A 21,589-nucleotide genomic window follows, 5' to 3' on the forward strand; every position below is an offset into this window, starting at 1 on the left:
CCGAGCCAGCGCCTGCCGCCGAGCCCGAGCCCGAGCCCGAGGCGGAAGCCGTCGCGGAGCCCGTGACGGTGGAGGCACCTGCTCCCGCCGAGGCGGAACCTGTCGCCGAGGCGCCGGTGGTCGAGGAGGCCCCCGTAGTCGAGCCCGAGCCCGAGCCCGAGGCGGAAGCCGTCGCGGAGCCCGTGACGGTGGAGGCACCTGCTCCCGCCGAGGCGGAGGAGGAGCCCGCCGCGGCGAACCCGGTCGGACGGCGGCCGCGGAAGCCGTCGATCACGCCGGGGAAGGCCGTGACGGCGTACTCGGCGGAGGAACTGACCGCGCTGGTGCGGTGGATCGACGGCGACGGCGAGAAGCGGTCGGACGACGAACTGCTGCGTGCCGCGATGAAGGAGCTCGGCTTCGCCCGGCTGGGGCCGCGTATCAAGGAGGCCCTCGGCGCCGCCGTGGCCGAGGCGCGCGGCTGACGCGGCCGCGCGTCATCCGGCGCGCGGCAGGGGTTTCGCGACGACCCGCACCAGGACGGTGCGGGTCGTCGCGTTGTGGCAGGCGTCGGTGATGGTGGCGGTGAACGCGTCGGTGCCGGAGAAGTCCTCGTACGGGGTGTAGGAGAAGAGGCCGTTGCCCTGCTGGACGACGACGCCCCGCACGGGTTCGCTGTGGGCGGTGACGGCCGTACCGCTGCCGCTGACGCCCTTGAGGACGTCGCCGGTGGCGTGGCCGTGCGGGCCGGAGGTGACGCGCAGCAGGCCCGGTACGAGGACGGGGCGGGGGACGACCCAGACGCGGTGGGCGGTGGGGTCGGAGACGTACAGCCGCCCGTCCGGGGCCAGGGCGGTGCCCCAGCGGGTGCGCGGGGAGGGGTAGAAGAGGGAGCCGTCCTCCGTGACCGCCAGCCCGTGGACCTCGCCCGAGGAGACCCGGGCGGTGCCCGGTACGGGGGTGACGCGGCCGTCGCGGTCGAGGCGCCGGACGCGGCCGTCGACGACGGCGTAGACGGTGCCGGCCCGGTCGGTGGCGAGGGCGTCGACGGTGGCGCCGGGGAAGGAGCGGACCGGTGCCTTGCCGCCGGGTGGGAGCCGCCGCAGTCCGCCGGCCACGCCGCCCGAGACGTACACGGAGCGGTCGCCGCCGACGGCGATGGCGTCGTGCCGTCCGGCCTCGGTGAGCAGCGTGGTCGTCCGGTGGCCCTCGGCACCCACGGAGACGGCCTTGCCCTCGCCGGAGACGTAGACCGTGCCGTCCGGGCCGACGGCCAGGCCGTACGGGGCGAAGTCGGTGGTCGCGAAGGTCGTGATGACGGGTGCGGCGCCGGCCGCGCCCGGGGTGACGCGGCGGACGGCGCGGCTGGCGGAGTCGGCGATGTAGAGGCGGCCCGCGGTGTCGGTGGCGAGCCCGGCCGGGTCGTGCAGGGTGGCCGCGGTGGCGGCGGCGCCGTCCCCGCCGTGGCCGGGCGCGCCGGTGCCGGCGTAGGCGACCGGGGCGCAGCCCGGGGCCGGGGCGGCGGTGCCGGGGGTGAGCAGGACGGTGGCGGCCGCGAGCAGGGCGGCGGCGAGGGCGGGCAGGTGGCGGCGGCCGGGCCGTCCGAGGGGTGGGCGCACGTCGGGCTCCGCGGGATGAGGTGGGGCGACCGGTACTGACGGGACGTCATCAATGTGGCAATCCCCGCCGGTCCCGGCGCGCCGGGTGACCCATCGGGGGGTCGCCCGAACGGTGGCGCGTCCGCGCCAGGGCCTCCACCGGTGGGTCCGGTGTCGCGGTTACGCCACGGCGGACTCGCAGAATTAACCTCATTGCCCTTGTCATGTCCGCTTCTACGCGCGTAACTTGAGCCGGTCCGCCGTGCGCTGCCCGTGGTTGACGGGCTGTTGGACCCGATAGGAGAAACCCTCGTGCCGATCGCCAGACCGAGCCGACACCGCAGCCGCGCCGCGGCGCTCGCGCTCATATCGACCGGAATCGCCGCGTCCGTCGTGCTGACCGGGCTGCCCGCCGCCCACGCGACCCCCTCCAGCGAGGCGGTCGTCGCCGAGGTGTACGGCGGTGGCGGCAACTCCGGCGCGACGCTGACCAACGACTTCGTGGAGCTCGCGAACGCCGGTTCGGCCGCCTACGACCTGGCCGGTTTCAGCGTGCAGTACCTGCCCGGTACGCCGTCCGCCTCCTCCAAGTGGCAGGCGACCGCGCTGGCCGGGTCGATCGCCCCCGGCGGCCGCTACCTCGTGTCGGAGTCCGCCGGCACCGGCGGCACGACGCCCCTGCCGGCCGCCGACGCCAGTGGCTCCATCGCCATGAGCGCCACCTCGGGCACCATCGCCCTGGTCAACGGCACCACCCCGCTGACCTGCATCACCGCCGCCGACTGCACCGCCGACCCGCGCGTGGTCGACCTCGTCGGCTTCGGCACCGCGGTCGTGCGCGAGGGCAGCGGCCCCGCCGCCGGCGCGAGCAACACCGCCGCCGTCGCCCGCGGCGCGTCCCTGGCCGACACCGACGACAACGCCGCCGACCTCACCGCCGGCGCGCCGACCCCGGTCAACGCCGCCGGGCAGACCCCGGGCGGTGGCACCCCGGACCCGACGCCCACCCCCGAGCCGACCGAGCCCGGCACCACCCGGATCCACGACATCCAGGGCACCACCCGGGTCTCCCCGCTCAAGGGCCAGACCGTCACCAGGGTCCCCGGCATCGTGACCGGCGTGCGGACCACCGGCTCCAAGGGCTACTGGATCCAGGACCCCGAGGCCGACACCGACGCCCGCACCAGCGAGGCCGTGTTCGTCTACACCGGCTCCGTCACGCCCACCGTCGCCGTCGGCGACAAGGTGCTGGTGACCGGCAAGGTCTCCGAGTACTACCCGGGCACCGGCAGCCAGTCGGTCACCGAGGTCACCGGCCCGACCGCCACCGTGCTCTCGGCCGGCAACGCCCTGCCCGCGCCCGTCACGCTGGACGCCTCCACCGTCCCGGCGGCGTACGCGCCCGACGCCGGCGGCGGCAGCATCGAGGGCCTGCCGCTCGACCCGGCCGGGTACGCGCTGGACTTCTACGAGGCCCACGAGGGCGAGCTGGCGCGGTTCTCCGACGCCCGCGTCGTCGGCGGCACCACCCAGTACCACGAGGTCTGGGTGACGGTGAAGCCGGCCGAGAACCCCACCCGCCGCGGCGGCACGGTGTACGGCTCGTACGCCCAGCCCAACACCGGCCGCATCAAGGTCATGTCGATCGGCGCGGGCACCGACGTCCCGACCGCCGACGTCGGCGACAAGCTGGCCGGCACCACCACCGGAGCGATCGACTACGACGGCTTCGGCGGCTACAACCTCCAGGCCACGCAGCTGGGCACGCTGGTCGACAACGGCCTCAAGCGCGAGGTGACCCGCAAGCAGAAGGGCGGCGAGCTCGCGGTCGCCACCTACAACGTGGAGAACCTCGACCCCGCCGACCCCGCGGACAAGTTCGCGCGGCTCGCCGACGGCGTCGTCACCAGCCTCTCCTCGCCCGACATCGTGGCGCTGGAGGAGATCCAGGACAACAACGGCGCCACCGACGACGGCACGGTGGCCGCCGACCAGACGGTGCAGAAGTTCATCGACGCCATCGTCGCAGCCGGCGGCCCCCGCTACAGCTGGCGCTCCGTGGACCCCACGAACGACACCGACGGCGGTGAGCCCGGCGGCAACATCCGCCAGGTCTTCCTCTTCAACCCGCACCGCGTGCAGTTCACCGACCGCGCCGGCGGCGACGCCACCACCGCGGTCAAGGCGGTCAAGACCCGCAAGGGCGCGGAGCTGTCGGTCTCCCCGGGCCGGATCAACCCGGGCAGCGAGGCCTGGAACGCCAGCCGCAAGCCGCTGGTCGGCGAGTTCCGCTTCCACGGGAAGCCGGTCTTCGTCATCGCCAACCACTTCAACTCCAAGGGCGGCGACCAGCCCCTGCACAGCGTCAACCAGCAGCCGGTGCGCAGCTCCGAGACCCAGCGGAAGCTGCAGGCCACCGAGGTCAACACCTTCGTGAAGTCGCTGCTCGCGGCCGACCGGGACGCCAACGTCGTGGTCCTCGGCGACCTCAACGACTACGAGTTCTCCGGCACGGTGTCCACCCTCACCTCGGGCGGCGTGCTGAAGGACCTGCTGACCACGCTGCCGAAGTCCGAGCGCTACACCTACGTCTACGAGGGCAACTCGCAGTCGCTGGACCACATCCTGCTCAGCCCGGCGCTGCGCGACTTCGACTACGACGTGGTGCACATCAACGCGGAGTTCGCCGACCAGGCGAGCGACCACGACCCGCAGATCGTCCGCATCAAGCCGGACGGCTGCTGACGCACCCCTGCCGAGGGCGGCACCGGCGCGACGCCGGTGCCGCCCTCGCGGCGTCACGGCGTCAGCGCGTCACCGGGGGTCGGGCTCCGGGTCGGGGAACCCGCTGGCGGGCGTGTCGGCGCCGGTCCAGGCGGCCAGCAGCTGCAGGGCCGCCTCGGAGGTGGAGCCGGGCTCGGCCGTGTGGATGCACACGAGCTGGTCGCTGTCGCCGGGAAAGAGGACGTGCTCGTACGACAGGGTGAGGTCGCCGACGACGGGGTGGTGGTAGAGCTTCACCCCGTGCAACCTCTGCCGCACGTTGTGGTCGGCCCACCAGGCGCGGAACTCGGCGCTCTTGATGGTCAGCTCGCCGACCAGCTCGGTCAGCCCGGGGTCGTCGGGGTGGCGCGCCGCGTCCAGGCGGAGGGCGGCGACCGCCTCGGCGGCGTGCTTGTCCCACTCCCGGTACAGGTCGCGGGCCGCGTCGTCGAGGAACATGAAGCGGGCGAGGTTGCGGTCGCGGTGCGGCAGCGCGTCGAAGTCGGTGATCAGCGTGCGGGCCAGCCGGTTCGCGGCCAGCACGTCCGTGCGGCGGCCGATGACGAACACGGGGGTGCGGTCGCCCAGCAGGTCCAGCACGCGGTGGACCTCGGGGCGCACCCGTTGCGGCCGCTGCGGCCTGCGGCGGGGCGGGGTGCGGTGCCGCGCCAGCTCGAAGAGGTACGCGCGCTCGGCCGCGTCCAGTCGCAGGGCACGGGCGACGGCGTCCAGCACCGCCTCCGAGACATTCAGGTGCCTGCCCTGCTCCAAACGGGTGTAGTAATCGGTGCTCACCCCGGCCAGCCGCGCCAGCTCCTCCCGCCGCAACCCCGGCACACGGCGCGGCGCACCGCTGACGGTGATGCCGGCGTCCTGCGGGCTCAGCCGGTTCCTGCGGGCCCGCAGGAAGTCCCTGAGCTCGGCGTTGTGCTCCATGTGTTCCAGTATGGGCGGCCGATCATGAGGCGGCCCGGCGCGGCCGGACCCGCCGGCGGCTACCCGGACGGAGGCCTCTCCTCCAGGCGGTCCAGCCGTTCCAGCCGCTCCTGGAAGCGGTCCAGCACCTCCCTGAGCCGTTCCGCCTCCACCAGCAGCTCCTCGTGCAGCGGTTCCTCGTGCAGCGCTTCCTCGGCGGCGCCCGGCCCGGGCGGTTCGCCGGTCACGTTCACCCAGGGCCCGGCCAGCCGCGCGAACTCCGCCGGCCGCAGCACCCACAGCCCCGCGGCGCAGCGCCGGCAGGACGCCGTCAGCGCACGCCAGCCCGGCAGCCCGGTGCCGTCGCGCACGAACACCCGGGCGGCCCGCCCGCACCGGCAGGCGCCCATGCGCACGGTGCGCACCCGCTGCCGGGCGTAGCGCGTCCCGCGCTCGTACCGGGTGTACGCGCCCAGCACGCTCACCTGGAGCACCACCGCGTCCCGGCAGTCCGTCGCGCAGGTCAGGGCCTGTGCCTCGGCGGCCGTGTGCAGGCAGTAGAACCCGCAGTCGCAACCCCGGGCCGGGCTGCCGTGCCGCCGCCCGTAGCCGCACACGGCGTCGTCGAGGGCGCCGTACACGATCCGCCCGCCCAGCGACACGCCCCGGAAGCCCACGCGGGCGCCGTCGTGCGCCAGCATCGGGAAGGCCAGCTTGTACCCCGTGGGGGGCACCGCCGGCCGTTCCTCGGGCAACCGGCGGGCGAACCTCACCGTGCCGCGGCCTCGGCGGGCTCCGCCGCGGGGGCCGGGGCGGCGTCCGGGGCCCGGCCGGCGGGGGCCTTCTCCTCGTCCACGACCCGCTCCCGGCCCGTGAGCTCCTCGTCCGTCTCCTCCGCGTAGCCGTTCGCCAGTGCCCTGCCCAGTTTCATTGCGGCCTCCAAGATCGGGCGAATCCCCCGTACGGGGGGTACTCGGGCATCATGACGCACCGGGCCGCCGCCGGGGTAGGGCGCCTCGGCGCCCGGCCCGCCCCGATTTCCTGCCCGTTACACACAACTCCCCGCACGACCGGTGTGAATGACGGTACGTCAGCGTAGGCTGGGAATGAGGGGAGGCGTCATGGACACGTACGTGACCATCGAGCTGGAGGGCGGCAAGGACCCGGCCGAGGACCTGCGCAGACTGGAGGTCTGGCTGCGGGCCGAGGAGGAACTGGCGCCGCTGGTCGTCCGCAGGGAGCGGCCCGCGGACGAGAGCATGGGCGTCGCCTACGACCTGCTCCTCATGATCCTCCAGGAGACGCTGCAGGCCACCGCGCTCACACTGCTCCGCGCCCTGCGCAACCACCTGCGCAACCAGCCCGGCGACTCGCTCAGCGTCACCGTCCGCGCCGGGGACGTGGAGTGCGTCCTGACCGGCCGGGACGCCCTGACCCGTGGCGAACTGGAGGCGATGGCGGCCCGCATCCGCCAGACGCTGGAGAACTAGATCCGGGGAGAACCCGATCCGGAGGAAGACGGCCCTGGGGAGGTCCGGCGGGCATGCCGTACGAACCGTTCGCGTCCCGGTCGCGGGCGGTCCTGATCGGGGTGTCCCAGTACGAGCACGCCCGTGACTTCTCCAACATCCCCTCCGCCAGGGCCAACGTGGCGCGGCTGCGGGCCGCGCTCGTCTCCGGCGCGCACGGCCGGTTCATCCCGCGGACCGTGGAGACCCTCGCCGAGCCGCGCACCCGCGACCGCGCGCTGCGGCTGATCGGCACCGCGGCCGCCCAGGCCCAGGACCTGCTGCTGGTCCACTTCACCGGGCACGGCTACGTCGACCTCGGCACCGGGGAGCCCGAGCTGTACCTGATGACCCGGGAGTCCACCAAGGACGGCGCCCGCCTCGACGGCATCCCGTACCGGGACCTGCTGAGGCTGCTCGCCTCCTCGCGGGCCGAGCGTGTCGTCCTCGTCCTGGACTGCTGCTACTCCGGCAACGCCGGCCTGGTGCCGCTGCCCGAGCGGCCGTTCTCCCTGATCACCTCGTCGGCCGTCGGCTCCCGCATCCACAAGGGCGACGGCATCGACCCGACGCCCTTCACCGGGGCCCTGGTCCGGGTGCTGACCGAGGGCACCGACCCGTACGACCCGGTCACCGTGCAGCGTCTCGGGGTCCGGCTGCACGAACTGGCCGGGGAGTACGCCGCCACGCTCGACGAGCGGGTGGACTACGACCCCTGGTTCCCGACCGAGCGCTCCAGCAACAGCGCCGGCGACACCGTCCTGTCGCAGGCCCGGCTGACCCCGCGCCCCGCCCGCGGGACCCGCTGGCTGACGCCCTTGCGCCGGCTCGCCCAGTACGCCGGCTTCACCTGGACGTGGACGGCGGGACCCCACCAGCCGCTCTGGCACCGGGCCGTGGGCGCCGGCACCGCCCTGGCCCTGCTCGCGGGCGCCGTCACCGGCTGGACGTGGGCGCACCGCCCGGCACCGCTGTGCCCCGCCCCGCTCGAACTGCGGGTGCTCACCTCGCCGGAGACCCGCGCAGCGCTCACCTCCGTGCTCGACGCCTTCCAGGACAGCGACGCCGCCGGCACCACCGCAGCCCTCGGCGGCCGGCCCGAGGGCTGCGGCCAGATCAACACCACCGTGTACGCGGCCCCCACCGACCGCACCCTCGCCGCCTTCCGCGCCTCCGCCGCCTGGGCCGAACCGGAACGCGCCTGCGAGGACGGCGGGGACTGCGCGCTGCCGCTGCGGGACGTCGGGCCGCACCCGGACGTGTGGATACCGGCGGCCGGCACCGCCCCCACCCAGGTGCTGGCCGAGACCCGGCGTCCGGAGAGCGTCGTCGCCCTCGGCCGGCCGGTCACCCTCGCGCACTCCCCGGCCGTCCTCGCCGCGACCACCTCCCTGGAGGGCGTCGGGCGCACCGGCAGCACCGCGCAGCAACTGGTCGACGCCGCCCACGCGCAGGACGTGGTCGTCCGCAGCGCCGAACCGCACTCCTCGGACGCCGCCCTGGACCAGCTGCTGCACCTGACGCCGGGCACCCGGGTCACCACCGACGCCGTGCCCCCTGCGGACGACCGGGCCCTGGCCTGTTCCGCCCGCACCTGGCTGGTCGAACGGCGAGGCACCCAACAGGCCCTTGTCATCGCCGAGTCCACCCTCGCCGGCCTCGTCACCCCGGCCCTGGAGTCCCGTCCCCCGTGCCTGGGCAACCAGTCCGACCCCTACACCGCCTACTACCCCGCCGACGTGCCACCCCTGGACCTCACCCTCGTGCCGGTGACCTGGGAGACCGGCCGGGCCGACCGCGCCGTACGTGCCGAGGCGGTGCACCGGCTCGCCGCCTGGCTGCGCTCCGGTCCGGGACAACGGGCCCTGGCCGCACAGGGCTTCCGCACGGACGTCACCGGGACGGCCGCGGCCGGCGACACCCCGCTGGACAGCGCGATCTTCGTCGCCGATCCGCCGACGGGCGGCGCACCGCCCACCAGGAGGGCCATCGAGGCCGCCCTGCGGGACCACGGCGAGGCCACCGGCACCCGGCGCGACGTCCTCTTCGCCGTCGACGTCTCCAGCTCTTCCTACTCCGGGGCGAACGTCTCCGTCGTGCGCTCCGTCCTGGCCCGCGCGTCCGGCTACCGGTACGGCATCGCCGCGGTGCCCGGCCGCACCCTGCTGGCGCCGGGGCCGAACGACGCGGCCTCGCGGGACGCCGCGATCCGCGCGCTGGCACCGGTCGAGCGGGACGCGCCCGTGGCCGCCGCCCTGCGCCGGTGGTCCCGCGCGCTCGCCGACTCCCCCGGCGCCCTGATCGTCCTCATCACCGACGACGAGGACAGTGCCCGAGCGGAGCCGCCGGACGTGGACGTCCCCGTACTGGTGGTCTCCCTGGAGAGCTACGGCTGCTCGCTGCGCTTCAACAAGGCGGTGACGGAGGGCGGCGGCGCCTGCCTGGCGGCCACGCAGGACCTTCCGGACCGGGTCGCGGAGACGATCACCCGCCTCACCTCGGGAGGGTCATGACAGCCCCGGGCCCCAGGAGCACGGGCGGCACCCTCCCGCCCCCGCGCTCCGTCCGCCGCCGGCGCCGCACCCTGGGCGTCCTGCTCCTGCTGGCCGTCGCGGCCTGCAGCGGCCCCGCCGCGGCGCCGGGCCCGGCACCCGACCGCTCCCGGCCGCTGATCGTCGCCAGCGACGCCGACCTCACCGCCGGCGGGCAGCCCGGGGTCCGCCGTGCGCTGATCGACGCGTGGAACCGGCGCAACCCGGACCGGCCCGCCCGGCTCGTCGAGCTCCCCTCCGCCTCCGACGAGCAGCGCAGCGAGCTGATCGGCGCCTTCCAGTCCGGCACCGCCGCGTACGACGTGGTCAACCTCGACATCAGCTGGATCCCCGAGTTCGCCGACAGCGGGCTGCTGCGCCCGCTCGACCCCGCCCTCGTCGACGGGGACTTCCTGCCCCAGGCCGCGGACGCGGGCCGCTGGAAGGGCCGCACGTACACGGTGCCCTTCAACACCGACGTCGGCCTGCTCTACTACCGCACCGACGACCTCGCCAAGGCCGGTCGCCGCCCCGCCGACCTGCGCGGCTACGCCAAGATCAGCGACCTGCTCGCCGACGTCCGCCCGCTCGGCCACCCCGCCTACACCACCCAGCTGCGCGCGTACGAGGGGCTGACCGTCAACACCCTGGAAGCCTTCTGGACCGCGGGCGTCGCACTCGTCGACGGCGACGGCCGCTACATCGGCACCGAGGACGGGCTGCGCGAGGGCCTGGATGAGCTCGGCCGGCTGGGTGCCGCCAACAACCTCAACCCGGAGTCCCTGGAGGCCGACGAGTCCGTCACGCTCGCCCAGTTCACCGAGGGTCAGAGCGTGCTGATGCGCAACTGGCCCTACGCCTACAACCGGCTCGACGCCACCCTCGCCCCCGGTGTCCGCTTCGGTGTGGCCCGGCTCCCCGGCGTCGCCGCCCTCGGCGGTCAGAGCCTGGGGGTGGCGGCGACCAGCGACCGCCCGGACGACGCCGCGGACCTGATCCGCTTCCTGACCGGACGCGGCGCCCAACATGCCCTGCTCGGGGCGGGTTTCGCCCCCGCGCGGCGGTCTGCATACGGAGCCGGGGATGTCAACTGTGACGATCCTCACGACCCCCGTGCATGGTTCCACGACCGTCCCGCGGGGCACGGCTCGGAGCCCTCGCCCTCGCCGTCCGTCGCGACCCCCGGTTACACGACCGTGCTGTGGTGCGCGCTGCAGGCCGCCAGGGCCCGTCCGGCGACCGCGCACTACGTCACGTTCACCCGGGTCCTGCAGCGTGAAGTGCACGGAATGCTCGCGACGCACCGCAGCGCCGACGCCACGGCGGAGCGTCTGGGCGGCCGTCTGGGGCGCGCGCTCGGCGGCCGGGGTCCGGGGTGACCATCACTCCTCGTGAGCGCGGCACTCCCTTCCGCATAACGACTGATGCACACTCACATTTCCCGTAGGTCACGGCAGTCACGGCCCAATGTCCACGTATGTCCTGTCCATCCCCATAGATTCCCGTCATGAACTCGCTTGAGTGGCTTGGAATTGGCGGGCGCCTCTATTAACGTTCGATAACGCAGCGCGGTCATCCCGCCGCCGACAGGGCGGCGCCGTGCGCTTGCCGAATCCCGTCCGCGGGAACCGGGGAACCACTTCCTGGGGTGAATCGGGGGCCCTCCGCGGTCCTCGTAGGAGACCTTCCTGCTCCGAACCCGTCAGCTAACCCGGTAGGCGAGAAGGAAGGAAAGGAGCGCGCCCGCGTGGCGTCGAACGAGCCTGCCCTGATACCCGGGCAGCAACAGGGGTCCGCAACCGCGTACTCCGAGTGGGACACCGCCGAGTGGAACATCGCCGCCGGCTGGAATCCCCCGGCAGCCGAGCAGGCACCGCCGACGAAGAACGCGATCGACGGCTGGGACACCGGCCAGTGGAACATGGCCGCCGGCTGGTTCGACGCGGCAGCCGCCGAGGCGACGACCTCCCACGACACCACGTCCGCGGGCTACGAGGCCGCGGGCTATGAGGCGCCCGAGGCCGCTGCCCCCGCACCCGCCCAGCCCCTCCCCGAGCACATCGAGGCCTTCGACGGTACGGGGGACCTCGAGGACCCCGACACCTTCGAGAGCGCGCCCTACGAGGGCCCGCAGGCCGAGCCGTGGAACCCCACCGAGGAGTCCGCCGGCCCCCGTCGCGCCCGGCACCGCGTCGCCAAGCAGCGCTCCATGGGCCGCGGTTCGGCCGTCTTCGGGGTCGCGGCCGTGGCCGTGCTGGGCGTCGGAGGGGTCGCCACCGCCGAGGGCAAGAACCCGCTCCCCGTCTCCTTGCCCGAGGTGTCCCACCTGCCCGGCATCGGAGCGCTCGTCGGCGACGACAGCGCGCCCGAGGCCAAGCAGGTCGCCGAGGCACTCAGCCCCGACGCGGGTGAGGCCCTGCGCAACCGCATCCTCGACCAGGCCCAGCAGCAGCGGAACGCCGCCGACCGGTCCGCCAGGAACGCCGCACAGCAGGAGGCGGCGGCCAAGGCCGCCAAGTCCGCGGCGGCGGAGCGGGTCCGCGCTGAGGCCGCCGCCAAGAAGAAGGCCGTGGCGGAGGCCGCGAAGAAGCTCGAGGCCGCCCGCCTGGCCGAGCTCGCCAAGAGCTTCGTCAAGCCGGTCACCTCGTACACGCTGACCGCCGGCTTCGGCGAGTCCAGCTCGCTGTGGGCCAACACCCACACCGGCCAGGACTTCGCCGCCCCCACCGGCACCCCGGTCAAGGCCATCCACAGCGGCACCATCACCGAGGCCGGGTGGGCGGGTTCGTACGGCTACCGGATCATCCTGACCCTCGACGACGGCACCGAGCTCTGGTACTGCCACCTCTCCTCGATGATCGTCACCTCCGGCAAGGTCAACACGGGTGACACCATCGGCCGTGTCGGCGCGACGGGCAACGTCACGGGCCCGCACCTGCACCTCGAGGTGCGCCCCGGTGGCGGCGACCCGATCGGCCCGATGGGCTGGCTGCGCAGTAAGGGCCTGTCCGTCTGAGCGACCGGCCCCACGGACTCCGGCGGTCCTGGTGACACCCCCCGTCACCCAGGGCCGCCGGTCCGTTTCGCGGGACGCCCACGAGACGCCCATACGGGATGCCCACGGGACGTCTGCGAACGCTTACGGGACGACGAAGTTGTAGAGCTCCGCGATCCTCGGCGGTCCGCTCGGTTCGGGGAAACCGGACTCCTTGGCGGCGGGCAACATGATCTCCATGAAGGCCTCGAGCGCCTGCGCGGACTGCCAGACGTTCACCAGCCGCAGACCCTCGTTGGTGATCACGGCGGCATGCGAGAGCAGCCCCGCGGGAGGATGCTCGGGCCCGAACCCCGCGCGGTGGTTCGCCTCCTCGTACTGCAGGGCCGTCACACCGGGGAACTCGACCTCCGCCAGGACCGGCATGGGGACCTCCCGCTTCCCACCGACACGCCTACGCCCCAATTTCCTCCGGCTGCACCCCGGCCGCAATCCGGCCGGGGTCCCGCCCGGGGTCCGGCGACGAGGCCGGCGAGGCTAGAGAGCCTCCAGCCGGACGTCCGCCGAGTCGCACGCCGCCGTCTCGTCGGAGTACACCTCGCACACCGGACGTCCGTCGGGGGTCATCGTGTGCTCGACCTCCCAGAGGCTGATCTCCTCGCCGGTCTCGAGCAGGAAGGCGTGCTCGTACAGCGTCCAGCCGGCGACCCGGCCGGTGCCGATCCGCGTGTGCCGCCCGGTGACGTACGCGATGTCGTGGCCCACCGCCGAACCCAGCCGGCTGCGCAGCTCCTCGCCCGGTACGTCCGTGTTCTCGGCCCGCCGGAGCACCCGCCACGCGTGCTCCGCGGAGTGGTCCGCCGTGTACTGCCGGGGCCCGGGCGTCAGGTCCATCGCCATCTGCGGCAGCCGCGCCAGCCAGTCCGCGGCCTCCGCCTCCAGCTCCTCCGGAGAGGGCTCGCCGAAGCGGGCGTCGATCGCGTGCTGGGCGGCGGCCAGCTCGTCCGGGTCGGAGTACACCTCGTACAGCGGTTCGTCGTCGCCCGGGCCGGTGTTGTGCTCGATCTCCCACAGCAGCTGCGTACTGCCGTCGGCCAGCAGGAACGTGTGCCGCAAGGTCCTGCGGCTCAGCCTGCGCGGCGGGCCCTTGCGCTGGCGGATGGACGCCAGCTCCGTGCAGCCCATCAGCGCGGTGGCCAGCCGCCCCAGCACGCGGTCGTCGACGTCGAAGGCGTTCTGCGCCCTGGCCAGCACCACCTCGACGTCCGCCGGACCCGCCCCACCTGGTCGCGCGTTCCCCATGCGGTCCTCCTGCTCACGGCATTCCCCGCGCACCATTGCGAGCACTCAGCGTAGTGGCATCGACGCTCTGCGCGTCGGGTCTCCCGGAAAAATGGTGCACCCCCACCCTTAGGAGGCGCGTAAGACGCGAAACGCACGCTCCCTGCTGCCACTATGCGCCCATGCGCGCACTCTTCGTAGGCCTCTGCACCCTCGATGTCATCACCCTCGTCGACCACGTCCCGGCCCCGAACGAGAAACTCACCGCCCGCACCCAGACCGTCGCCGCCGGCGGCCCCGCGACCAACGCCGCCGCCACCTTCGCCCACCTCGGCGGCGAGGCCGTCCTGCTCACCGCCTTCGGCGGCCACGCCCTCGCCGGCGCCATCGACGCCGACCTCGCGGCCCTCGGCGTCGACGTCATCAATCTCACCGCGGACTCCCCCGAACCCCCCGCGGTCTCCACCATCCTGGTCACCGCCGCCACCGGCGACCGCGCCGTCGCCTCCACCAACGTGGCCTCAGGGACCTCCGTGTCCCCGCCCGGAGACCTCTCCGTCCTCGTCGGCGACGCCGACGTCGTGCTCGTCGACGCCCACCACCCCGCCCTCGCCGTGCCCGCCGCCCGCCTCGCCCGCGCCGCCGGGGTCCCCACCCTCCTGGACGCGGGCAGCTGGCGCCCCGCCACGCCCACCCTGCTGCCCTACGTCGACGTCGCCGTCTGCTCCGCCGACTTCCACCCCCCGGGCACCTCGACCCCGGCCGAGGTCCTCGCCTACCTCCACGACGCCGGCGTCCGCTGGACCGCCGTCACCCAGGGCCCGTCCCCCATCCTCCGGCCCGAGGGGCAGATCCCCGTCCCCGCCGTCACCCCCGTCGTCGACACCCTCGGCGCCGGCGACGTCCTCCACGGCGCCCTCGCTCACCACCTCGCCGCCCACATCACCCCCCGCCTCACCCCACCCGCCTTCGACACCGCCCTCGCCTTCGCGGCCGACATCGCCTCCCGCTCCTGCGCCTCGTTCGGCACGCGTGCGTGGATGCGGGCGTGAGCCCGTCCGTTCCCGGGACCGTCGTTCAGGACCGCCCGCGGTCCTTCGTTTTGTTGGCGATCAGGGCGAACAGGACCCCGCTGACACCGAGCACGAGCCAGCCGACCGCCGACTCGGACACGGTCATCTGGGTGCGTTTCGGCAGCAGTGACAAGCCGCCGAGGACCATGAACATCGCGAACATGTAGCTGAGCCCGGCCATCAGCAGCCAACGCAGCAGCCGGCTTGTTCGTACGTTCGGCGACTTATCGGTCATCGGGGTTCCGCCTCGCTCATTTGACGATGTTGTGGCACTGGGTTCCGCGCTTCTCTCCGCTAGCGAAGAAGTCTGCGCATGCTTTCCCGTAGTGCTTCAACGTCCGCCTAGAGTTGTCGACACGCCCTACGGACTTCATGAAAGTGCACGAGTGGTGCATGGGACCCCGCCGAATGAGGTATGTCTTGCCGTCGGTGTCCGCGTAGCGCCAGTCGATCCGCCAGTTGCACCACTTTCCACCTGCGGAGTCCGCGCCGAAGATGTCCTGTACGGAGGCTTCTTCCCTTGTGATGCTCAGGCCCTGGCCCTTGATGATGTGACCGATCGTGGCGCCCGGCGCGCAGAGCTGCACACCCTTCACGTCAAAGCAGAAGCTCCCCACCTTGCCGTATCCGACAGCGGTGGCCGATGCTGGCGCAGCCGCGGCCACCAGAGCGGTCACGGCCGTCGACGTCAAAGCGACCCACTGCCTGGCCCGTCCCCCGAAAACGCGCCGAACCGGCAGGGTGCGGTCTTCATTACGGCTCATTTGACACTCCGATGCTTGCTGCCTACGTACGCATCGGAAACGCCGCCCTCCCGCGGCGCGATACGTGGTGTTGCGTGCCGGTGACACAAGGTCGCTCGGGGGAGTGGTGCAGGAACCTTAAGGCATCAGTTCCGCAACAGGAGTTGGGGCGTCAGCCTGCGGCGATGGCGGAGTACGTCCAGACGTCCGCGGGCAGTTCGTGCTGGAGGCGCCAGACGATGCCCATGGGGTTGCTGCCCTTGTGTTCGGCGTATTCGGCCGGGCCGAGGAGCATCCAGGGCTGGGGGCCGCCGATGTCCGTCTTCTTGTAGCGGCGGACGAAGAGCAGGACGTGACTGCCGCGGGCGCGGTGCTGCTGGTAGCGGAGACCCGTCGGGGACGTGCTGGAGGTCTGGTTCTGGGACTCCCAGTGGAACTCGGTCTCGTTGCGTGCGTAGTCGTGATAGCGCGTCTGCGGGGAGAAGTCCTTCTCGTCCTTCTCCAGCGTGATGAAGAGCGCGTCGGTCCCAATCGACTCGCACCACTTCACGCCTTCCCGGAAATGCCCGGGCAGGAAGCCGCCCAGTGCGGACTGCCTCAAGGCCGGGAGGATCTCCTCGCGGCTGTAGGAGGCGTGGATGGTCAGGGGCAGTTCGCCGAGTGTCCCGCCGAGGGGGATGGGGACGTGGTCGGTGCGGTCCAGGCCGTGGGCGAGGACCTGGCGGAGTTCGTCGCGGACGTGGGGCTGGGCATGGAGGGCGTCCAGGCCGTCCTGGTAGGTGGGGAAGCCGTTGCCCAGGGGCCACAGGGAGAAGAAGAGCATGCGGGCGTAGTCCTGCACGCGCGGGTCGAATTCGTCGTACGTGGGGGCGTCGTCGGCCAGCACCTGCTGGTAGGCGGCGATCCGGGCCGGGTCGTCGACGTGGAGGAACGCGGGAACGCGCTTGAGGAGCGCGGCCTCGCCCTCGGGGTGGGTGGCGGGCAGGAGCCTGGCCCGGCGGAGGAGGCCGGTCCAGGAGTTGCCGCCGCGGTAGATCTCCTTGACCTCGCGGCGGCTCTCCGCGAGGTACTCCGCCAGTGTGGGGCTCGCGTACGTGGCGACCTCACGCGCCAACTGGGTGACGTTGACGTTGATCTGGCTGCGGATGTTGTCGATGACGAGTTCCTTGGCCTTGGGCTCAAGGATGATCTGGCAGCCGGAGGGGAGCTGGGGGAAGTCGTGCTCGATGTTGCTCAGCAGCCGGTTACGCGTGAAGTTGGTGAGCGCGCGGAACTGCTCCTCGAAGCGGAACTCCTTGCGGTGCTGGCCGATGAAGTCGAGGACGGTGAGGACGGCCTTGCCTTCGCTGCGGCGCAGGCCGCGTCCCAGCTGCTGCAGGAACACCGTGGCGCTGGACGTGGGACGCAGGAGCAGCAGCGTGTCGACGTCGGGGATGTCCAGCCCCTCGTTGAAGAGGTCGACGGAGAACAGGATCTGCAGCGACCCGGCCCTCAGCTCTTCCAGGGCGGCCTTCCGCACGTCCCGGGGCGTCTCGCCTGACAGGGCCTTGGCCTTGAGGCCGGCCCGGCAGAAGAAGCCGGCCATGAACTCGGCGTGCGCAACGGACACGCAGAAGCCCAGGGCCCGCATGGAGCCGGGGTCGGTGACCTTGTCGCGGACGGCCTGGACGACGAGGCGTGCGCGAGCGTCGTTGCCGGTGAAGAGGTTGTCAAGGCCGTTGCGGTCGTAGGCGCCTGCCTTCCACGCGACGGCGCTCATGTCAGTGTTGTCGGTGATGCCGAAGTAGTGGAAGGGGCTCAGGAGATCGTTTTCGAGGGCTTCCCACAGCCGCATCTCGGCCGCGATGTGTCCGTCGAAGAAGTCGTCCTGGACCTTGTGCCCGTCCATGCGCTCCGGGGTCGCCGTGAGTGCCAGCAGTTCGCGCGGGGCGAAGTGGTCGATGATCTTCCGGTAGGTGGGGGAGACGCCGTGGTGGAACTCGTCGATCACGACGACGTCGAAGTGGTCGGGCGCGAAGCGGTCGAGCGACTGGGTGTTGAGGGACTGGACGCTCGCGAAGACGTGCGTCCAGTTGTCCGGGATCTCGCCGCCGACCAGGAGTTCCCCGAAGTTCGCGTCGACGAGCACGTCCTGGTAGGTGCGCAGGGACTGCTCGAGGATCTCCTTGCGGTGAGCGACGAAGAGGAGCTTCAGGTCCCGGCCGAGCTTCTGCCGCAGGTGCTTGTAGTCGAGGGCGGCCATGACGGTCTTGCCCGTCCCCGTGGCGGCTACCAGGAGGTTCCGATGCCGATCGTGGACCTCGCGCTCCACTTCGAGCCGCTCCAGCATGTCGCGCTGGTGCGGGTAGGGGCGGACCTCGAGACCCGAGAGGCTGAGCCTGCGTCCGAGGATGCCCGGTGCGCTGCCGCCACCCGCGGTGGCGAGTGCCTCGTCGAGCCGCACGGCGTCCCGGTCGGGGTCGTACGACTCGAATGCCGGCTCGCTCCAGTAGGAGTCGAAGGTCGCCTCGAACTTCCGCAGCACGCTGGGCGTGGCGACCGACGACAGCCGCACGTTCCACTCCAGGCCGTCCAGCAGTGCGGCCTTGGAGAGGTTGGAACTTCCCACGTACGCCGTGTCGTAGCCGGTGTTGCGCCGGAAGAGCCACGCCTTGGCGTGCAGTCGGGTGGAGCGCAGCTCGTAGTTGACCTTCACCTCGGCGTCGAACTCCCGGACGAGGCGGTCGAGGGCGCGGCGCTCGGTGGCGCCGACGTACGTCGTCGTGATGACGCGGATCGGTACGCCGCGCTCGTGCGCTGCCCGGAGGGACTGCTCCAGGACCCGCAGGCCGTGCCATTTGACGAAGGCGCAGAGCAGGTCGACGCGGTCCGCGGTCGCCAGTTCGGCGCGGAGTTCGTAACCGAGGCTGGGGTCCTCGGGGGAGTTCGTGATCAGTGCGGTCTCGGAGAGGGGGGTCGCCGGGCGGATCGCGTAGACGCCCTCGGCCTCCCGCTCGGCCAGCGCCAGAAGCTGCCGCGGCCCGTCGGAGATGAGGTCCGTCACCTGCCGGGCGCCCTCGAGGGAGCTCATCGACTCGAGGATGAGGTTGGCGGCGACCACCTGCTCGGCCGGCGTCAGCCCCGTGAGGACGCGCTCCACCCTGCTCGCGATGTGCCGGGACAGCACATGCGGCGCCGACTCACCGCCGACGACCTCGTCGACGGCGCTCCATCCGTCGGCCCCGAGCGCCTTGATGCGTTCTTCGAGGCTGTCGGTGATGAGCCTTTCGTGCAGCCCGGAGACGGGATCGAGGTCGTGGTTCGGATTCGTCACGTAGGCCCCCCTGAGGCGAATCGGCGTGATCCAGTTCTAACAGGAGCGACTGACACGTGTGGCGCCCAGTGCGCGACGCGCACGCCCCGCGGGCGGAGCATGGGGCCATGAGGCAGAGCGAGACGCCGGTCACGGATGGGTTCGAGCAGGCGATGGAGGCGTTGCGGAGGGCGCCGTACGGGGCGGTGGACGAGGCGTTGTGGGAGGTGGAGGGGAGCGTGTTGCGGGAGGTGCGGGGGCATTTGGAGGCGTGGGAGCGGGTGGTGCGGGGGCTGGAGGCGGGGCGGGGGGTGGCGCGGGGGGAGCTGGTGTGCCGGGACGGGGTGGCCGGGCTGGTGCGGAGGTTGCCGGGGCCGGTGGCGGAGTTGTGCGGGGAGTCGCTGGGGGAGGTGGACGGCCGGTACATCGAGCTGACGGTGGAGGACGCGGCCGCGCCCGGCGGTGAGGGCGGCTGGTGGTGGGGGCGGCGGCCGCGCGCAGGGTGGGCGTGACAGTGGGTGCGGGCACACTGGAGCCATGTGCCGAAGCATCAAGACCCTGCGCCCGCCGATGACGCCCGAGGTCGGCGAAGAGGACATCCGGGCCGCGGCCCTGCAGTACGTGCGGAAGATCTCCGGGTTCCGGGCGCCGGCGGCGCACAACCGGGAGGCGTTCGAGGAGGCGGTGGACGCGGTGGCGGCGGCCACGCGGGAGTTGCTGGACGGGATCCAGGTGCGGGGCCAGAAGGCCTCCTAGTCCCTGCGAGTGGTTCCCTGCAGCGGCGTGACGGTGAGTGTCGGGTCGGTGACGGTAGGTTGTGGCCTGCTCGAAACAGTCCGCCGCTGCACTGAGGTGTGCCATGTCCGTTGTCCGTAGGGCCCTCGTCGTCACCGCTCTCACCGCCGTGCTGCTGGCCAGCGCCGTCGTGTGCCAGTCAGCGGAGTGACGCCTGCTGGTGCAGGCCGGGGATCGTGAGCCGCTGCGCGGTCAGCAGCTGGTTGTACGCCACGACCTGCGTGAAGAAGACCGGGATGGGGATCGTCAGCCCGGGCGGCAGCGGGGGCGGCGTGTCCGGGGTGAAGGTGACCGGGAGCAGGCCGAGGAGGTTGCCGCTGAGGACTCGGGTGAGCAGGACGACCGGGCGTCCGGTGGCGGTCGTGGTGCTCCAGGGCCGGGCGTCGGACTCGAGTTCGCCCTGGCAGGGGGCCCACGGCGGCGGCTCGGGGGAGACGTGGCCGATGCCGGGCAGCCCCATGTCCAGCAGCGGCAGGCCGATCCCGGGCAGGCCGTGGAAGGGCGGGGTCCAGTCGCGGGCGTGGTGCCGGGCGCAGGCGGGGGAGAGCAGGCCCGCGGTCTGGCGGAGGCTCGCGATGTCGGCGCGCCAGGCGGTGAAGACCAGGACGCGTTCCGCGCCGGCGCGGGTGGGGACGGCGGTGATGCCGTGGTACGTCAGCCCGGTCAGGACCAGCAGCGGGGTGCGCACGCGGAACGGCTGCTCGGCGGTGATGACGCGGTCGCGGTAGCGGGCCGCGCCGATCGACAGCTCCAGGGAGACCTTCGGCAGGCACCAGGGGGAGTCGGGGGTGCCCAGGCGGATGCGGGCGGGGAGCAGGGAGAGCGGTTCGTCCATGCCGCCGTCGGAGGGGTGGCGGGGGACGACCAGGTCCAGCAGCGAGTCGGGGCCGATCTTGTTGCCGGACAGGATGCCGGTGGGCGGCGCGCCCGCGGACGGCGCGGGGACCTCGGGCCGGGTACGGCGGGCGGACCCGCCCGCGCGGGGTGCGGGCGGCGCGTACGGCGTGGCGCCCGGCCGCCGCGGCGCCGGTGCCCGTGCCGACGGCTGCTTGCCGCGCAGGCCCAGCAGGTCGCCCACCGCGCCGAGCAGCCCGCCCGACGGCTGCTGCGGGGCCGCGCGCTGGGACGGTACGGGGCTCGGGCCGGCGCCCCTCGGGGTGCCGCCGGGCGAGACGTCGAGCGAGCCGCGGACCGGGAGCGGGGCCTGCGCCTCGACGCCGACGTGGAGCCCGCCCCGGGCGTGGTTCCTGGCCTTGCCGGTCGCGGTGCCGGTGCCGGTGCCGTGCACGGTGGGGTTGCGGGCCTGGTAGAGGCCGTCCAGTACGTCGCACACGGCCTCGCCCGCGCTGCGGTAGCCCTCGGCGGACTTCGCGGTGCCGTCGCCCTTGGGGGCGCCGGCGTCGTGGGCCATGGCCATGGGTGCCATCGGCTGCAGTCCGCCGGCGAGCAGCGCCCCGCCGACCGGGAGGGCGCCGATGGCCCGCAGCCGTACGGCGCGGTTGCGGACGGCCGAGCGGACCGCTGGGGTGCCCGCACCGTCCTGACCTGGGGCGTCCTGACCTGAGGCGGAGCCCGTGGCCGTGGGCGGCGCCGGCTCCGTACCGCCTGCGGGGGCGGCGGGCGGGGCCGCCGGGGGCGGGGCGACGTCCGGGGTGCCGCCCTGCGGTGCGCCCGCGCCGGGCCCCGTGGTGCCGCCGTGCCCGCCGCCCCAGTCGGGCACCGGCCGGGCGCGCCTGCCGCGGCCTCCGTCGCCGTCCCCGTCCGGTACCCAGCTGACGGCCATGGCCCCGCCGATGACGCCCAGCAGGAAGCCGATCAGGAAGCCGCCGAAGTTGGACAGCACGAGCGAGGCGACGGAGAAGATCAGGGTCGCGATGCCGGCGAAGGCGCGGTAGTGCGGGGCGAGCCACAAGGTGAGGCCCAGGATGACCAGGAAGACGCCCATGAGCAGGCCGGAGACACCGGCGATGCCCTCGTGGATCATGAGCGCGAGCGGGGCGAGCGGGATGGAGAGGATCTCCACACCGGCGAGCAGGGTCCACACGCCGGCCCAGAAGGGACGGCTGCGGCGCCAGGCGCGGAAGCGGGACCGGAGGGCTCCGGCGCGGCTCAGCAT

General features: G+C 73.1%; 19 protein-coding genes and 1 riboswitch. Of the genes, 9 read left to right on the top strand and 10 right to left on the bottom strand.

The window, feature by feature from the left end:
* Positions 1-464: hypothetical protein (locus ACFYYN_RS01970; RefSeq protein ID WP_500544334.1), on the top strand; the 464-nt coding region annotated here is incomplete at its 5' end.
* A 12-nt stretch (positions 465-476) separates the two neighbouring features.
* Here the strand turns inward: ACFYYN_RS01970 and ACFYYN_RS01975 are convergent.
* Complete coding sequence (locus ACFYYN_RS01975) at positions 477-1,598, bottom strand: Ig-like domain-containing protein (protein WP_500544335.1); 1,122 nt, start codon at positions 1,596-1,598, stop codon at positions 477-479.
* 345 nt (positions 1,599-1,943) lie between these two features.
* On the opposite strand from ACFYYN_RS01975, the gene ACFYYN_RS01980 reads away from it, so the two are divergent.
* The gene (locus ACFYYN_RS01980) at positions 1,944-4,322 is read left to right on the top strand and encodes a DUF8508 domain-containing protein (protein ID WP_500544480.1); all 2,379 of its coding nucleotides are present in this window, start codon (positions 1,944-1,946) and stop codon (positions 4,320-4,322) included.
* Between the two features lie 69 nt (positions 4,323-4,391).
* Here the strand turns inward: ACFYYN_RS01980 and ACFYYN_RS01985 are convergent, their stop codons facing one another.
* From ACFYYN_RS01985 to ACFYYN_RS01995, 3 genes are read right to left on the bottom strand one after another with little or no spacing between them, the layout of a single operon-like run.
* Positions 4,392-5,276 (bottom strand): helix-turn-helix transcriptional regulator, encoded by an 885-nt coding sequence (locus ACFYYN_RS01985; RefSeq protein WP_500533716.1) that lies wholly within the window; start codon positions 5,274-5,276, stop codon positions 4,392-4,394.
* 59 nt (positions 5,277-5,335) lie between these two features.
* On the bottom strand, positions 5,336-5,989 hold the full coding sequence (locus tag ACFYYN_RS01990) for a hypothetical protein (protein ID WP_500544336.1): 654 nt from the start codon (positions 5,987-5,989) through the stop codon (positions 5,336-5,338).
* Positions 5,990-6,024: 35 nt separating this feature from the next.
* Positions 6,025-6,186 (bottom strand): hypothetical protein, encoded by a 162-nt coding sequence (locus tag ACFYYN_RS01995; RefSeq protein ID WP_500544337.1) that lies wholly within the window; start codon positions 6,184-6,186, stop codon positions 6,025-6,027.
* A gap of 190 nt (positions 6,187-6,376) precedes the next feature.
* Between ACFYYN_RS01995 and ACFYYN_RS02000 the strand changes: the two genes are divergently transcribed.
* From ACFYYN_RS02000 to ACFYYN_RS02015, 4 genes are all read left to right on the top strand, one after another.
* Positions 6,377-6,745, top strand: coding sequence for an effector-associated constant component EACC1 (locus ACFYYN_RS02000; protein WP_500359181.1), 369 nt, complete (start codon positions 6,377-6,379; stop codon positions 6,743-6,745).
* 53 nt (positions 6,746-6,798) lie between these two features.
* Entirely contained in the window at positions 6,799-9,276 is a 2,478-nt protein-coding gene (locus ACFYYN_RS02005) for a caspase, EACC1-associated type (RefSeq protein ID WP_500544338.1), read from the top strand.
* Positions 9,273-10,673, top strand: coding sequence for an extracellular solute-binding protein (locus tag ACFYYN_RS02010; RefSeq protein WP_500544339.1), 1,401 nt, complete (start codon positions 9,273-9,275; stop codon positions 10,671-10,673). The genes ACFYYN_RS02005 and ACFYYN_RS02010 overlap by 4 nt, the downstream gene beginning before the upstream one ends.
* Before the next feature lie 217 nt (positions 10,674-10,890).
* Positions 10,891-11,030, top strand: a riboswitch (cyclic di-AMP (ydaO/yuaA leader).
* 323 nt (positions 11,031-11,353) lie between these two features.
* Complete coding sequence (locus ACFYYN_RS02015) at positions 11,354-12,310, top strand: M23 family metallopeptidase (protein WP_500544481.1); 957 nt, start codon at positions 11,354-11,356, stop codon at positions 12,308-12,310.
* Positions 12,311-12,433: 123 nt separating this feature from the next.
* Here ACFYYN_RS02015 and ACFYYN_RS02020 read toward each other — a convergent pair whose 3' ends face one another.
* On the bottom strand, positions 12,434-12,715 hold the full coding sequence (locus ACFYYN_RS02020; RefSeq protein ID WP_499512596.1) for a hypothetical protein: 282 nt from the start codon (positions 12,713-12,715) through the stop codon (positions 12,434-12,436).
* Between the two features lie 111 nt (positions 12,716-12,826).
* Positions 12,827-13,591 carry a DUF6227 family protein gene (locus ACFYYN_RS02025; protein WP_500544340.1) on the bottom strand — a complete coding sequence of 255 codons (765 nt, stop codon included), beginning with the start codon at positions 13,589-13,591 and terminating at the stop codon, positions 12,827-12,829.
* A gap of 161 nt (positions 13,592-13,752) precedes the next feature.
* On the opposite strand from ACFYYN_RS02025, the gene ACFYYN_RS02030 reads away from it, so the two are divergent.
* Positions 13,753-14,622 carry a PfkB family carbohydrate kinase gene (locus ACFYYN_RS02030; protein ID WP_500544341.1) on the top strand — a complete coding sequence of 290 codons (870 nt, stop codon included), beginning with the start codon at positions 13,753-13,755 and terminating at the stop codon, positions 14,620-14,622.
* A gap of 25 nt (positions 14,623-14,647) precedes the next feature.
* Here the strand turns inward: ACFYYN_RS02030 and ACFYYN_RS02035 are convergent, their stop codons facing one another.
* The 3 genes from ACFYYN_RS02035 to ACFYYN_RS02045 form a co-directional block, all read right to left on the bottom strand.
* Positions 14,648-14,878, bottom strand: coding sequence for a hypothetical protein (locus ACFYYN_RS02035; RefSeq protein ID WP_500436940.1), 231 nt, complete (start codon positions 14,876-14,878; stop codon positions 14,648-14,650).
* 16 nt (positions 14,879-14,894) lie between these two features.
* Complete coding sequence (locus ACFYYN_RS02040; RefSeq protein WP_500544342.1) at positions 14,895-15,407, bottom strand: hypothetical protein; 513 nt, start codon at positions 15,405-15,407, stop codon at positions 14,895-14,897.
* A gap of 151 nt (positions 15,408-15,558) precedes the next feature.
* The gene (locus ACFYYN_RS02045) at positions 15,559-18,699 is read right to left on the bottom strand and encodes a DEAD/DEAH box helicase (RefSeq protein ID WP_500544343.1); all 3,141 of its coding nucleotides are present in this window, start codon (positions 18,697-18,699) and stop codon (positions 15,559-15,561) included.
* A 107-nt stretch (positions 18,700-18,806) separates the two neighbouring features.
* On the opposite strand from ACFYYN_RS02045, the gene ACFYYN_RS02050 reads away from it, so the two are divergent.
* Both ACFYYN_RS02050 and ACFYYN_RS02055 read left to right on the top strand, forming a co-directional pair.
* Complete coding sequence (locus ACFYYN_RS02050) at positions 18,807-19,190, top strand: hypothetical protein (protein ID WP_500322645.1); 384 nt, start codon at positions 18,807-18,809, stop codon at positions 19,188-19,190.
* Positions 19,191-19,215: 25 nt separating this feature from the next.
* Entirely contained in the window at positions 19,216-19,434 is a 219-nt protein-coding gene (locus tag ACFYYN_RS02055; RefSeq protein ID WP_431959213.1) for a DUF2277 domain-containing protein, read from the top strand.
* A 178-nt stretch (positions 19,435-19,612) separates the two neighbouring features.
* On the opposite strand, the gene ACFYYN_RS02060 is transcribed toward ACFYYN_RS02055, so the two are convergent.
* Positions 19,613-21,589 (bottom strand): DUF6114 domain-containing protein, encoded by a 1,977-nt coding sequence (locus ACFYYN_RS02060; RefSeq protein ID WP_500544482.1) that lies wholly within the window; start codon positions 21,587-21,589, stop codon positions 19,613-19,615.

It is taken from the genome of Streptomyces sp. NPDC001902 (assembly GCF_042891295.1).
In the GTDB taxonomy this organism is placed as follows: Bacteria; Actinomycetota; Actinomycetes; order Streptomycetales; family Streptomycetaceae; genus Actinacidiphila.

Bases quoted from the DNA above. Each gene is read 5' to 3' on its own strand.
- ACFYYN_RS01985 (WP_500533716.1), bottom strand. From the start codon at position 5,276: ATGGAGCACAACGCCGAGCTCAGGGACTTCCTGCGGGCCCGCAGGAAC.
- ACFYYN_RS01995 (WP_500544337.1), bottom strand. From the start codon at position 6,186: ATGAAACTGGGCAGGGCACTGGCGAACGGCTACGCGGAGGAGACGGAC.
- ACFYYN_RS02000 (WP_500359181.1), top strand. From the start codon at position 6,377: ATGGACACGTACGTGACCATCGAGCTGGAGGGCGGCAAGGACCCGGCC.
- ACFYYN_RS02005 (WP_500544338.1), top strand. From the start codon at position 6,799: ATGCCGTACGAACCGTTCGCGTCCCGGTCGCGGGCGGTCCTGATCGGG.
- ACFYYN_RS02010 (WP_500544339.1), top strand. From the start codon at position 9,273: ATGACAGCCCCGGGCCCCAGGAGCACGGGCGGCACCCTCCCGCCCCCG.
- ACFYYN_RS02020 (WP_499512596.1), bottom strand. From the start codon at position 12,715: ATGCCGGTCCTGGCGGAGGTCGAGTTCCCCGGTGTGACGGCCCTGCAG.
- ACFYYN_RS02025 (WP_500544340.1), bottom strand. From the start codon at position 13,591: ATGGGGAACGCGCGACCAGGTGGGGCGGGTCCGGCGGACGTCGAGGTG.
- ACFYYN_RS02030 (WP_500544341.1), top strand. From the start codon at position 13,753: ATGCGCGCACTCTTCGTAGGCCTCTGCACCCTCGATGTCATCACCCTC.
- ACFYYN_RS02035 (WP_500436940.1), bottom strand. From the start codon at position 14,878: ATGACCGATAAGTCGCCGAACGTACGAACAAGCCGGCTGCTGCGTTGG.
- ACFYYN_RS02040 (WP_500544342.1), bottom strand. From the start codon at position 15,407: ATGAGCCGTAATGAAGACCGCACCCTGCCGGTTCGGCGCGTTTTCGGG.
- ACFYYN_RS02050 (WP_500322645.1), top strand. From the start codon at position 18,807: ATGAGGCAGAGCGAGACGCCGGTCACGGATGGGTTCGAGCAGGCGATG.
- ACFYYN_RS02055 (WP_431959213.1), top strand. From the start codon at position 19,216: ATGTGCCGAAGCATCAAGACCCTGCGCCCGCCGATGACGCCCGAGGTC.
- ACFYYN_RS02060 (WP_500544482.1), bottom strand. From the start codon at position 21,589: ATGCTGAGCCGCGCCGGAGCCCTCCGGTCCCGCTTCCGCGCCTGGCGC.